12 protein-coding genes are annotated in these 11,949 nt (G+C 59.7%); 5 read left to right on the top strand and 7 right to left on the bottom strand.

The features are described 5' to 3' along the window. Positions 1-4: 4 nt before the first annotated feature. The 5 genes from ureE (at position 5) to J2Y90_RS08790 (ending at position 3,732) form a co-directional block, all read left to right on the top strand. Entirely contained in the window at positions 5-505 is a 501-nt protein-coding gene (gene ureE / locus J2Y90_RS08810) for an urease accessory protein UreE (RefSeq protein ID WP_253498587.1), read from the top strand. Continuing rightward, a complete protein-coding gene (locus tag J2Y90_RS08805) occupies positions 502-1,176 on the top strand; it encodes an urease accessory protein UreF (protein WP_253498585.1) in 675 nt (224 codons plus the stop codon). The genes ureE and J2Y90_RS08805 overlap by 4 nt, the downstream gene beginning before the upstream one ends. Before the next feature lie 23 nt (positions 1,177-1,199). Then, positions 1,200-1,814: an urease accessory protein UreG gene (gene ureG / locus J2Y90_RS08800; RefSeq protein ID WP_064363057.1), complete on the top strand. Its 615-nt coding sequence runs from the start codon at positions 1,200-1,202 to the stop codon at positions 1,812-1,814. A gap of 27 nt (positions 1,815-1,841) precedes the next feature. Beyond that, positions 1,842-2,414, top strand: a complete 573-nt coding sequence (locus tag J2Y90_RS08795) for a HupE/UreJ family protein (protein WP_123443929.1) — start codon at positions 1,842-1,844, stop codon at positions 2,412-2,414. A gap of 184 nt (positions 2,415-2,598) precedes the next feature. After that, the gene (locus J2Y90_RS08790; RefSeq protein WP_253498582.1) at positions 2,599-3,732 is read left to right on the top strand and encodes an AGE family epimerase/isomerase; all 1,134 of its coding nucleotides are present in this window, start codon (positions 2,599-2,601) and stop codon (positions 3,730-3,732) included. Between the two features lie 96 nt (positions 3,733-3,828). On the opposite strand, the gene J2Y90_RS08785 is transcribed toward J2Y90_RS08790, so the two are convergent. The 7 genes from J2Y90_RS08785 to J2Y90_RS08755 all read right to left on the bottom strand — a co-directional run bounded on the left by J2Y90_RS08785 (position 3,829) and on the right by J2Y90_RS08755 (position 11,687). Continuing rightward, positions 3,829-4,734: a cation diffusion facilitator family transporter gene (locus J2Y90_RS08785; RefSeq protein ID WP_253498579.1), complete on the bottom strand. Its 906-nt coding sequence runs from the start codon at positions 4,732-4,734 to the stop codon at positions 3,829-3,831. Between the two features lie 174 nt (positions 4,735-4,908). Beyond that, positions 4,909-5,673 (bottom strand): SDR family oxidoreductase, encoded by a 765-nt coding sequence (locus J2Y90_RS08780; protein ID WP_253498576.1) that lies wholly within the window; start codon positions 5,671-5,673, stop codon positions 4,909-4,911. Between the two features lie 841 nt (positions 5,674-6,514). Beyond that, positions 6,515-7,231 carry an ABC transporter ATP-binding protein gene (locus J2Y90_RS08775; RefSeq protein WP_076565449.1) on the bottom strand — a complete coding sequence of 239 codons (717 nt, stop codon included), beginning with the start codon at positions 7,229-7,231 and terminating at the stop codon, positions 6,515-6,517. Then, the gene (locus J2Y90_RS08770; RefSeq protein ID WP_253498573.1) at positions 7,228-8,100 is read right to left on the bottom strand and encodes an ABC transporter ATP-binding protein; all 873 of its coding nucleotides are present in this window, start codon (positions 8,098-8,100) and stop codon (positions 7,228-7,230) included. Before J2Y90_RS08770 ends, J2Y90_RS08775 begins: the two co-directional genes overlap by 4 nt. Next, positions 8,097-9,398 (bottom strand): high-affinity branched-chain amino acid ABC transporter permease LivM, encoded by a 1,302-nt coding sequence (gene livM / locus J2Y90_RS08765; protein WP_016771917.1) that lies wholly within the window; start codon positions 9,396-9,398, stop codon positions 8,097-8,099. The genes J2Y90_RS08770 and livM overlap by 4 nt, the downstream gene beginning before the upstream one ends. Before the next feature lie 3 nt (positions 9,399-9,401). Then, positions 9,402-10,316, bottom strand: coding sequence for an ABC transporter permease subunit (locus J2Y90_RS08760; RefSeq protein WP_253498570.1), 915 nt, complete (start codon positions 10,314-10,316; stop codon positions 9,402-9,404). 237 nt (positions 10,317-10,553) lie between these two features. After that, positions 10,554-11,687, bottom strand: coding sequence for an ABC transporter substrate-binding protein (locus J2Y90_RS08755; protein WP_041480713.1), 1,134 nt, complete (start codon positions 11,685-11,687; stop codon positions 10,554-10,556). Positions 11,688-11,949 lie beyond the last annotated feature (262 nt).

Raw genomic sequence — 11,949 nt, 5'->3', positions numbered from 1 at the left:
TCCGATGCTGGTGATTCATCGCAGAATCGACCCTCAACCCGTCTGGGCCGCCGAGTTGCACCTGACCTTCGAAGCGCGCAGCAAAAGCCGTTTGCGCTGTTTCAGTGCCGAAGGCGAAGACGTCGGGTTGTTTTTGGAGCGCGGCCAGCCACCGCTGTATGACGGCGAATGCCTGCGGGCCGAAGACGGCCGCGTCGTGCGCGTCTGCGCCCGTCCCGAACAACTGCTCCATGTCACCTGCGCCAATGCGTTCGAACTGACCCGCGCGGCCTATCACCTCGGCAACCGCCATGTCGCCCTGCAGGTCGGCGATGGCTGGCTGCGCCTGCTCGACGATTACGTGCTCAAGGCCATGCTCGAACAGCTCGGCGCGCAGGTCGAAGCCATCGAAGCGCCGTTCCAGCCAGAACACGGCGCCTACGGCGGCGGTCATCATCACTCCCGCCACGGTGACGAAGACTTTAACTACGCGCCGAAACTCCATCAGTTCGGCGTGCGCCTGTGAATCCGGCCTGGGCGCTGCTGCGTCTGGCCAGTCCGCAATTACCGATTGGCGGCTACAGCTATTCCCAAGGCCTGGAAATGGCGGTGGATAACGGCCGCGTGAACAACCCGGACAGCGCACGACGCTGGATCAGTGATCAATTGCTGCTGAATCTCGCACGCTTCGAAGCGCCGCTGCTGTTGGCGCATTGCCAGGCGGCGGCGGACGAAAACTGGGCCGACCTGCAGCTACTTTGCGAAAACCATCGTGCCAGCCGCGAGACCCGCGAACTGCATCTGGAGAGCCGGCAGATGGGCTACTCCTTGCAGCAGTTGTTAAACGGTTTGCCGGAACTCGACGCGTCCGCCCGCGATTTTCTTGAACAGATCACAGAACCCCATCTGGCCCTGTGCTGGGCCCTGGCCGCACGCGCCTGGGGCATCAGCCCCCAGGACGCCCTCGCCGCGTGGCTGTGGAGCTGGCTGGAAAACCAGCTCGCCGTATTGATGAAGACCCTGCCGCTGGGCCAGCAAGCCGCGCAGCGCCTGACCAGCGAACTGCTGCCGCTGCTGCAACAGGCGCAGCACGACGCAAGCCAAATCAACCCCGAACACATCGGCAGCGCCGCTTTCGGTCTGTCCCTGGCCTGCATGGCCCATGAACGCCAGTACAGCCGTCTCTTCCGCTCTTAGGCCTGTTTATTTTGGAGAATGAAATGCAAACACAACCTCTGCGCGTCGGCATCGGCGGCCCGGTCGGTTCCGGCAAAACTGCGCTGACTTTGGCCCTGTGCCTGGCCCTGCGCGAGCGCTACAACCTGGCCGTGGTCACCAATGATATCTACACCCGCGAAGACGCCGACTTTCTGGTGCGCAACGAGGCCCTCGCGCCAGAGCGGATCATCGGCGTGGAAACCGGCGGTTGCCCGCACACGGCGATCCGCGAAGACGCTTCGATCAACCTTGAAGCGGTCGACCAACTGAACCGACGCTTTCCGGGGCTGGATCTGATTCTGGTCGAGTCCGGCGGCGATAACCTCTCGGCGACCTTCAGCCCCGAGCTGTCCGACCTGACCATCTACGTGATCGACGTTTCCGCCGGCGACAAGCTGCCGCGCAAGGGCGGCCCGGGTATCTGCAAGTCCGACCTGCTGGTGATCAACAAGATCGACCTGGCGCCGCTGGTGGGCGCCTCGCTGGAAATGATGGACAGCGATACCAAACGCATGCGCAACGGCAAGCCGTTCGTGTTCAGCAACCAGAAAACCGGTCAGGGCCTTGAAGAAATCATCGCCTTCATCGAGCGCCAAGGCTTGCTGACCGCCGCCTGACTCACTTATCAACAAGGAAGCTTATCCATGACACTCAAACGCATTCTTGGCGCTCTAGCGCTACTGCTGACGCCAGCGCTGGCCTTTGCTCACCCAGGCCATGGCGACAGTGGCCTCGTCGCCGGTATCAGCCACCCGATCGGCGGTCTCGACCATTTGCTGGCAATGCTCGCCGTCGGCTTATGGGCGGCGCAGCAACAAGGCGCGGCGCGCTGGGCGCTGCCGTGCACCTTTGTCGGCACCATGTTGCTGGGCGGTCTGCTCGGATTTGAAGGGCTTGAATTGCCGGCGCTGGAAAGCGGGATTGCCGCGTCGGTATTGGCACTGGGCCTGGCCGTGGCACTGGCGGTACGTCCGCCGCTGGTGATGGCGGTGGCAGCGACGGCTCTGTTTGCGCTGTTCCATGGCGTGGCGCATGGGCTGGAGTTGCCGGAAATGAGCAGCCCGTGGGCGTATGCGGCCGGGTTTGTCGCGGCGACAGCGGTTTTGCATGCGCTCGGTTATGGCGTGGTGCGAGTTCTTCCGCAGGCAGCGGCACCGCTTGTGCGACTGGCGGGTGCGGCTTCGGCGGCGACTGGGGTTTGGTTGTTGGCAGGATGATTGTTTAGCGACTGCACTGGTCTCTTCACGAGCAAGCTCGCTCCCACAGGTTTTATGTACGCTGCAAAATCCACTGTGGGAGCGAGCCTGCTCGCGAAGACGGCCTGACAGACACCGCATCTCTCAAGCAGTGCTCTCTGCTACCATGTCGCGCAATCGCCCCAGCCCGTGACGACATCCGCCCATGCCCCACGCTTCCCGCTCCACCGCCCTGCCCGAATTGACCGCCCTGTTTGCCGAGGTGCAGAAGCATTTTCTGCATGTCATCGTGCCGCTGTGGCAAGGCCCGGGCTGGAACGCCGACATGGCGTTGCCCTATGAGGCGCTGGACGCTACACACCAGCCGTTGCCAGTGCAGCGCTATCGGGCGATGGCCTGCGCACGGCAGCTGTATCTGTTTTCCAGTCTGATCGGGGTTGTGGATAACGCCGACGTCCGTGCGGCGGCGCTGTTTCGTTCCCTGCAACGGCATTTCCATGATGCCGAGCATGGCGGCTGGTTTTACAGCATCGATGCACAGGGCAAGCCGCTGGATCAGCGCAAGGATCTCTACACTCACGCCTTCATCCTGTTTGCCTGCGCGCATTACTGGAACAAGTCCGGCGATTCCCTGGCGGAGTCGACCTTGAACGCCGCGCTGGAAATCATCGGCCGCCGTTTCGCCACCGGTGACGGCTTGTACGAAGCCTGCCTTGAACGTGACTGGATCACCTTGCAGACCGGCCCGTTGCAAAACCCGCTGATGCATTTGGCTGAAGCCTTTCTGGCCACCCTTGCGGTGCGCGAAGATCCGCAGACACAGCAAGCCCTGCTTGAGTTATGCACAGCCATGCACAAGCAATTCGTCGATCCGCAGCATGGTGTGTTGATGGAGAAGCCACTGGGTGCTGTGGATAACTGGTACGAGCCCGGGCATCAGTTCGAATGGTATTTCCTGCTCGAATCGTCGCCGCTGTTGCGCGATTCGAAACTGCATCGGGCATTGGATCGGGCGTTTGTCTTTACCGAACAATATGGCGTGCTGGAATCATGCGGCGCGGTACGGGCGATGCTTGATCTGGAAAGCAATGGCCGACCAAGGGATTCGACCCAGCGCATCTGGGCTCAGGCTGAATATCTGCGTGCCCTGACGCTGCGGGCGGACAGCGAAGCGGTGGTGCTGCGCCAGTTGCAAGCGCTGCAGCAGCGGTTTCTGCACGCCGGGGGCTGGCATGAATGCCGGGATGGAAACGGTGAAGTCAGTCGCAAGGACATGCCTTCGACCACGCCTTATCATTTGGCGACTTGCTATAGCGGACTGGCTGAATACCTTCGTTGATACACAAACAGCTATCGCGAGCAGGCTCACTCCTACAGGGGAACGCATTTCAAATTGTGGGAGCGAGCCTGCTCGCGAATAGCCGTTACGCGGTGATCAGGCAATCCACTTCTTGTCCCCGGTGAAGCTGATGGTCAGCCACCGCGCCGCATCCGGCTCGCCCAATTGCGCGGAAATCTGCTCACGCAACGCATCCAGCTGTGCGACATTGCGCAGCGGATAATCCGCCGGCAACACCACATGAATTTCGATGAACCGCGCCCGACCGTGCTTTTGCACGTAGGTCACGTAATCGTCGAAACCATGTTCGACCTTCGCCACCTCCATCACCTGCCGTACCTGCTCATCCAGCGTGTCCGGGGCAATACCCAGCACATCGCGCAATGCCGGGCCGAGGATCTTGAACGCCGGCGGCAGCATGGTCAGCGCCAGCACGATGAGGATCAGCGGGTCGACATACACCGCCCACTCGCCATAGCCCTGAGACTTGAGCAGCAGCGCGGCGAGGAAACTGATCAACAAGCCCACCGAGAGCATCGCGTCGACCAGCCAACTGATGTTGTCGAACTGGATCAGGCTGGATCTGAGCTTGCGATTACGCCGGCGCACGTAGAAGAAATAAGCGAACTCGACGACGGTGAACACCGCCGCGTAGACGATCACCAGACCCAACTCGATATCTCGACCACCGTTGATGATGCCGAACACGCCGTTGAGAAACGCGTAGATCGCAATCAGCAGCAGGAAGCTGCCTTCGATGAGCAACACCATCGGCTCCAGATGCCAGAAGCCGAACTGGAAACGCTGATTGCTTTGCTTGGCGATCAACCGGGCGGTGATCAGCATCAGGATTTTGATAAACGTTGCGATCAGCGAGAAAAAACCATCGAACAGGATGGATTGCGAACCTGAAACAAAACCGGTGACGATCCCGGCAATCGACACCGCCAGCATCAGCAGCGTCGATTGTTTGAGCAGTGCCTGCTCACCTCGGTTACTCACTTGAACTCCTCGAAACACCTTGAAAACCGCGGGGTGCGGTTGGGTTGTTGCGAGGGGAGTTTACCTTATCGGGATTCATTGCCTGTTATGGCCCCTTCGCGAGCAAGCTCGCTCCCACACTTGATCGCAGCCTTATGTGGGAGCGAGCTTGCTCGCGAAGGGTTCAGTGGCGTATCAAGCCTTGTCACGCTCGATGGCAAACCCGGCCCAGGTCTGGCTCACCGGCATCAGCTCCAGGCTGTTGATGTTGATGTGCGCCGGGGTGTTCATCACCCAGAAAATCGTTTCGGCGATGTCCTGCGGCTGGATCGGCTCGGCGCCTGCGTAAGTGGCGTTGTAGCGTTCCTGATCCCCGGCAAACCGCACCAGCGAGAACTCGCTTTCGCACAGGCCCGGCTCGATGTTGCTGACCCGCACACCAGTGCCCTGCAGGTCGCAACGCAGGTTCAGCGAGAACTGTTTGACGAAGGCTTTGGTTGCGCCGTACACGTGGCTGCCCGGGTACGGGTAGTTGCCGGCGATGGAACCAAGGTTGACGATACCGGCACCACGGCCATGGGCGATCAGCCGTGGCAGCAGCAGGCGGGTGGCGTACATCAGGCCTTTGACGTTGGTGTCGACCATGGTGTCCCAGTCATCCAGATCGCACTTGGGCGCCGGATCGACGCCGAGCGCCAGGCCGGCGTTGTTGATCAGGCCACGGAGTTTGGCGAAGGACGGCGGCAGGTTGGCGATCGCCTCTTCCATCGCTTTGCGATCACGCACATCGAGGACCAGACCGTGCACTTCGGTCTGCTTCGACAGCTCGCCGCAGAGGGCATTGAGGCGTTCTTCACGACGGCCGGTCAGCACCAGCTTCCAGCCAGCCTCGGCGAAACGACGGGCACAGGCTTCACCAAACCCGGACGTCGCGCCGGTGATAAACAGGGTGTTGGACATCGTGTTCTCCTTGCTTCGGCCGCCACGGCAGCCCTTGGAATAGAAAATCAGCAGGCAGCATGCCCGCCCTCGCTTTCACGGGCAACACCTACAAGCTGTACATAAAACAACCAACCGCACCGACACCATAGCCACCGTGGCTTGTAGCCATGTGCACGCACGTTATCCACAGTCTGCTCCACAGTTTCCGGGGGCAAGTGCAAACGGGCAAAGCCGCGCCACACAAGGCTTTGCGGGCGAAATGGAAAGTTTTTTGCTTGACCATGAAGTCATGAATGTGCGGGACAGGGCATTTTGCACGACGGACGGTTCACCGGCGTGATCGCGCGAGGCCAGCAATCACGCCGCTCAGCGGGGTCTTTCCAGAGTTTAGTCACAGACTTATCCACAGGATGTGACACACAAAATCATGCGTCGTGTTTACGTTATAAAAAGGTTGACAATGGCACCTCGCGCTTGCTTTAGATCGCCTGATCAAAAAACAACCACAAGCTTGAAAGCCACGTATTACAAGGGCTGCAACCATATACACCCACGTTATTCACAGCCAGCTCCACAGTAACCGGGGACAAGTCAAAACTGTGGAAAAACAGCCATTTGCAGCGTCTATATGTCGCGCTTTGGCAGCTTGGGGAATTTGTTTTCCACAATTCTCAATTCCGCTTGATGTCATGCCTTGATTCCATGTAGGAGCTGCCGAAGGCTGCGATCTTGTGATTTTGTTTTTCAAGATCAAAGGATCGCAGCCTTCGGCAGCTCCTACACAGGGAGGTGGTGAATTGGAGGGATAAAAAAACCCCGGGACTCTCGTCGCCGGGGCTGTGTATAACCGCGCGAAGATTCAGTGCCCGCCCAAATAAGCGTTACGCACCTCCTCATTCACCAACAACTCTTTACCTGTGCCAGTCAGACGGATCTCGCCGTTCACCATCACATACGCCCGGTCCGACAGCTTCAGCGCATGGTTGGCGTTTTGCTCGACGAGGAAAATGGTCATGCCGGTTTTCGCCAGTTCGCGCAGGGTGGCGAAAATCTGCTTCACCACGATCGGCGCCAGTCCCAGGCTCGGTTCATCGAGCAGCAACAGCTTCGGCCGGCTCATCAGCGCACGGGCGATGGCGAGCATCTGCTGTTCACCGCCAGACATGGTCATCGCCCGCTGATTGCGCCGCTCTTCCAGCCGTGGAAACAGCTCGAACATACGCTGCATGTCCTCTTTGGCGTACTTGTCGCCAATCGGGATGGTGCCCATCAGCAGGTTCTCCTCGACGGTCATGTCGGGGAACACTCGCCGCCCTTCCGGCGACTGCGCGATGCCATTAGAGGCGATGTAGTGCGATGACTTGTGGGTGATGTCGACGCCCTGATAAAGAATCTGCCCGCCTGCCGCTCTGGGCTGACCGAAGATCGACATCAGCAAGGTCGACTTGCCGGCGCCATTGGAGCCGATCAGGCTGACGGTCTCGCCTTCGTTGATCTGCAGCGAAACGCCTTTGAGCGCCTGGATCGGGCCGTAGAACACGTCCAGATTGCGCAATTCGAGGATCGGTTGGCTCATACCAGCTCCTCTTCGTCGGCGCCCAGGTAGGCTGCGATCACTTTCGGATCGTTGCGGATCGCTTCCGGTCCGCCTTCGGCGATGACGATGCCGTGGTCGAGAACCACGATGTGATCGGAAATGCTCATGACCATGCCCATGTCGTGTTCGATCAGCACCACGGTCAGATCGTGCTCGTCGCGCAGCAGCCGGATCATCGCGCTGAGCGCTTCGGTTTCCTGAGGATTGAGGCCGGCGGCCGGTTCGTCGAGGCAGATGATCTGCGGCCGGGTGCACATGGCGCGGGCAATTTCCAGACGCCGTTGCTGGCCGTAGGACAGTTCACCGGCGAGCCGGTTGGCGCAGTCGACCAGATCGACCACCTCGAGCCAGTAGAACGCGACATCCAGCGCTTCGCTCTCCGCCTTGCGATAACCCTTGGTGTTGAGAATACCGGCGAGCATGTTGCGGTTGACCCACATGTGCTGCGCGACCAGCAGGTTTTCCAGCACCGACATTTCCTTGAACAGGCGAATGTTCTGGAACGTACGGGCTAGACCTGCACGGTTCACCAGGTGAGTACCGCCGAACATTTTGTAGTACATGCGGCTGAGGAAGGATTTTGGCGAGACGAAATCGGTCGGTTTGAACGACTCGCCCAGCAACTGGATGACGTTGGTCTGCTGGCCACGCACATTGAGTTCGATCTTGCCGCCCGTGGCCTTGTAGAAACCGGTCAGGCAGTTGAACACGGTGGTCTTGCCAGCGCCGTTGGGGCCGATCAGGGCGAAGATCGAATTGCGTTTGACCTTCAGGCTGACATCGCTCAAAGCCTTGATGCCACCGAAATGCATCATCAGTTTTTCCACAGAGAGTACGACTTCACTCATGGCGCAGTCCTCTCGTAGTGAATGGCACCTTTGCGTGGTTTGACCCCGGTGCGGCTGATGCGGATCAGCCCGCGCGGTCGCCAGATCATCATCAACACCATCAGGATGCCGAACAGCAGCACTCGATACTCAGCGAAACCGCGCAGCAGTTCCGGGGCGACGGTGAGCACGAATGCGGCGATGACCACGCCGATGGTCGAGCCCATGCCGCCGAGCACGACGATGGCAAGGATCAGCGCCGATTCGAAGAAGGTGAACGAGGTCGGGTTGACGAAGCCTTGATAAGTGGCGAAGAACACCCCGGCCAGACCCGCCGTCGACGCACCGATGGTGAACGCCGAGAGCTTGACCAGCACGTGGTTGAGGCCCATCGAGCGGCAGGCGATTTCATCTTCACGCAGGGCTTCCCAGGCGCGACCGACCGGCATTTTCACCAGCCGATGCTTGACGTACAGCACCGCCAGCACCACCAGGAACAGCACCGCGTAGATGAAGTAATACTTCACGTCCGGGTTGTAGGTCAGGCCGAAGAACTCGTGAAACGGCACCCCGCCATCCTTCGCGCGCTTGCCGAACTCCAGACCGAAGAACGTCGGCAGCGGTGCCGGCATGCCGTTCGGCCCGCCAGTCAGCGACAGCCAGTTGTTCAGCACCAGACGAATGATTTCACCGAAACCCAGGGTCACGATCGCCAGATAGTCACCATGCAGACGCAGCACCGGGAAACCGAGAATGCAGCCAGCCAGGCCTGCGGTGATCGCCGCCAGTGGCAGCACGGTCCAGAAGCCCAGCCCCAGATACTGGTAGCCCAGCGCCAGACCGTAGGCACCGATGGCGTAAAACGCCACGTAACCCAGATCGAGCAGCCCCGCCAGACCGACCACAATGTTCAAGCCCAGCCCCAGCAGCACGTAGATCAAACCGAGGATGACCACGCCGAGCAGATAGGAGTTGGAAACAAACGGCACGATGATCGCCAGCACAATGATCAACGGAATGATCCAGCGCAGCCGTGATTTGTAGTCCGCCGGCAGCACGTGCACGCCGGAGCCGCTGCTCTCGAACCCGTCGAGAATCTTCAGGCCCTTGGGCGTCTGCAGGAACAGGCTGAGGGCAAAGCGACCGGCCATGACGATGGCAATGATCCACGCCACTCGGGTTGCTTCGAGGTTGAAGCTGTAGCCGTCGAGGACCACGCCGACAATCGGCCCGAACACGATCAGGGCAATCAGGCCGGCAAGAATTGCCTCGACTAGACTTTTTTTGATATCGATGGATTTTTCAGTGGTTGCAGACATCGCTTACACCTTCGACACAAGAGGACGGCCCAACAGGCCCTGCGGCCGGAAGACCAGTACGAGGACGAGCAGCGAGAAACTGAACACGTCTTTGTAGTCGGAGTTGACCAGACCGGAGAACAGCGACTCGGAGATGCCGAGGATGATCCCGCCGAGCATCGCGCCGGGCAGTGAGCCGATGCCGCCAAGTACCGCTGCGGTGAACGCCTTGATGCCGATGATGAAGCCGGCATAGAAGTCGAACGTGCCGTAATTCATGGTGATCAGCACGCCAGCGAGTGCCGCCATGGCTGCACCGATGATGAACACGTAGGAAATCACCCGGTCGGTGTTGATCCCCAGGATCGAGGCCATCTTGCGGTCTTGCTGGGTCGCGCGGCACATCCGGCCGAGCTTGGTGTATTTGATGACGTAGGTCAGCAGCCCCATGCCGACAAACGCGGCAATCAGAATAAAGACTTTGGTGTAGGTCAGTTGCACGAAGCCGCTGCCAACTTCAACGCGCCAGGCACCGCTCAGCAGGGTAGGCACGCCCTGTTGTTTGGCACCCTGAGCGATCTGTGCGTAGTTCTGCAGAATCAGCGAAATACCGATGGCGCTGATCAGCGGCGCCAGGCGGGTCGAGTTGCGCAGGGGTTTGTAGGCAACACGCTCGATGACCCAGCCATACACCGCCGTGACGACGATGGTGAAGATCAGCGTGCCGAGCATCAGCAGCGGGAAGGATTCGATACCGAAGTAAGCCAGCAGAGCCAGACTGATTGCCGCCAGGTAAGCGGAAATCATGTAAACCTCGCCGTGGGCGAAGTTGATCATGCCGATGATGCCGTAGACCATTGTGTAGCCGATGGCGATCAGGCCATAGACCGACCCGAGGGTCAGGCCATTGACCAGTTGCTGCAGGAAAATACCATCCATAACGCAATCTCACGCAGTGAGAACCTGCGCGCCAAGGGTGCGCGGTTCTTCTAGGAAAAATACAGATGTACGTCGGAGCAATGTCGGAGCGCGTCCAGAAAAACCAACCGGCCCTTGTGGGAGCGAGCTTGCTCGCGAAAGCGGTGCATCAGCTACCGTTTATGGCGACTGACACCCCGGATTCGCGAGCAAGCTCGCTCCCACAGGAAATCGTGGGTTAACTGATCGCTTCAGCCCTTACTTCTGCTTTTCCAGCTGGTGGTATTTGCCGTCCTTGTCCCACTGGTAAACCACGTAGTCGGAGACTTTCAGGTCGCCTTTGGCATCCCAGGTCTTCTCGCCCATCACGGTTTTCACCGGGTTGGCCTTCAGCCACTTGGCAGCGGCTTCGCCGTCGTTTTTCTTCGCGCCGTTGAACGCGGCAGCCAGGGTCTGAACCGAGGCGTAGGCGTACAGGGTGTAGCCCTCAGGCTCGGTACCGGCCTTGCGGAAGGCGTCCACTACGGTCTTGCTTTCCGGCAACAGGCGCGGGTCGGCGCCGAAGGTCATCAGCACGCCATCGGTGAATTGCGGGCCGCCAGCGGTGGTCACCAGTTCGTCGGTAACGATGCCATCGTCGGACATGAACTTGACGTCTTTCAGACCCTGTTCACGCAGCTGACGAACCAGCGGACCGGCTTCCGGGTGCAGGCCGCCGAAGTAGACGACATCGGCGCCGGCGCCACGGATCTTGGTGACGATGGTGCTGAAGTCTTTCTCGCCACGGGTCAGGCCTTCGTACAACACAGGCTTGACGCCGCGTTTTTCCAGCTGAGCCTTGGTCGCGTCCGCCAGGCCTTGGCCGTAGGTGTCCTTGTCGTGCAGGACCACGACTTTCTTGCCCTTGAGCATGTCGACGATGTAGTCGCCGGCGACGATGCCTTGCTGGTCGTCACGGCCGCACATACGGAACATCGCGCTGAGGCCACGCTCGGTCACCTGCGGGTTGGTCGAACCCGGGGTGATCGCGATGATCCCGGCTTCGTCGTAGATTTCCGACGCTGGAATGGTTGACGAAGAGCAGAAGTGCCCGACCACGCCGGCGACTTTCTGGTTGGTGAGGTCCTTGGCGACCGTCACGGCCTGCTTCGGTTCGCAGGCGTCATCGCCTTTGACCAGGACGATTTTTTCCCCATTGACGCCGCCCGCCGCGTTGACCGCATCGGCCGCCGCCTGTGCACCCTTCATGTACTGCTCGCCGAATGCCGCGTTGGCACCGGTCATCGGACCCGCTACACCGATCTTGATATCAGCTTGAGCAAACGCAGAAACACCCAGCGCAGTAGCCACTGCGAGGGCCAGAAAGCCTTTCTTGTAAAACGTCTGGGACATGAGGTGGTGCTCCAAGGTTTTTTTTAGTTGGCACTGCGACTTCACTTCACTCAAAGCGCAGAGCAAGGCCCGTGCCATCGGTTTTTTATTCTTCAAAAAGTCGCTGCATTGTTGTTATTTCGACTGTTTCGGTCCCATTTTCATTGGGCGTGCAACCGTCTAAACCGCGGAAGGTGAAACCATTTGTTTTTTCAGGCGCAACCCGCACGCGCCATCATTGCAACCGCAGCCACAAACGACGTGCAACCAGCCTGTAACAGCC

Source organism: Pseudomonas koreensis (assembly GCF_024169245.1).
Classification (GTDB): Bacteria; Pseudomonadota; Gammaproteobacteria; order Pseudomonadales; family Pseudomonadaceae; genus Aquipseudomonas; species Aquipseudomonas koreensis_F.
Note: the sequence above shows the minus strand (reverse complement) of the source record. Positions and strands in the feature narration are given on the sequence as shown.

What these genes read in the sequence shown, in the direction of transcription:
- ureE (WP_253498587.1), top strand. Translation starts at nt 5, where the DNA reads ATGCTGGTGATTCATCGCAGAATCGACCCTCAACCCGTCTGGGCCGCC.
- ureG (WP_064363057.1), top strand. Translation starts at nt 1,200, where the DNA reads ATGCAAACACAACCTCTGCGCGTCGGCATCGGCGGCCCGGTCGGTTCC.
- J2Y90_RS08795 (WP_123443929.1), top strand. Translation starts at nt 1,842, where the DNA reads ATGACACTCAAACGCATTCTTGGCGCTCTAGCGCTACTGCTGACGCCA.
- J2Y90_RS08790 (WP_253498582.1), top strand. Translation starts at nt 2,599, where the DNA reads ATGCCCCACGCTTCCCGCTCCACCGCCCTGCCCGAATTGACCGCCCTG.
- J2Y90_RS08780 (WP_253498576.1), bottom strand. Translation starts at nt 5,673, where the DNA reads ATGTCCAACACCCTGTTTATCACCGGCGCGACGTCCGGGTTTGGTGAA.
- J2Y90_RS08775 (WP_076565449.1), bottom strand. Translation starts at nt 7,231, where the DNA reads ATGAGCCAACCGATCCTCGAATTGCGCAATCTGGACGTGTTCTACGGC.
- J2Y90_RS08770 (WP_253498573.1), bottom strand. Translation starts at nt 8,100, where the DNA reads ATGAGTGAAGTCGTACTCTCTGTGGAAAAACTGATGATGCATTTCGGT.
- livM (WP_016771917.1), bottom strand. Translation starts at nt 9,398, where the DNA reads ATGTCTGCAACCACTGAAAAATCCATCGATATCAAAAAAAGTCTAGTC.
- J2Y90_RS08760 (WP_253498570.1), bottom strand. Translation starts at nt 10,316, where the DNA reads ATGGATGGTATTTTCCTGCAGCAACTGGTCAATGGCCTGACCCTCGGG.
- J2Y90_RS08755 (WP_041480713.1), bottom strand. Translation starts at nt 11,687, where the DNA reads ATGTCCCAGACGTTTTACAAGAAAGGCTTTCTGGCCCTCGCAGTGGCT.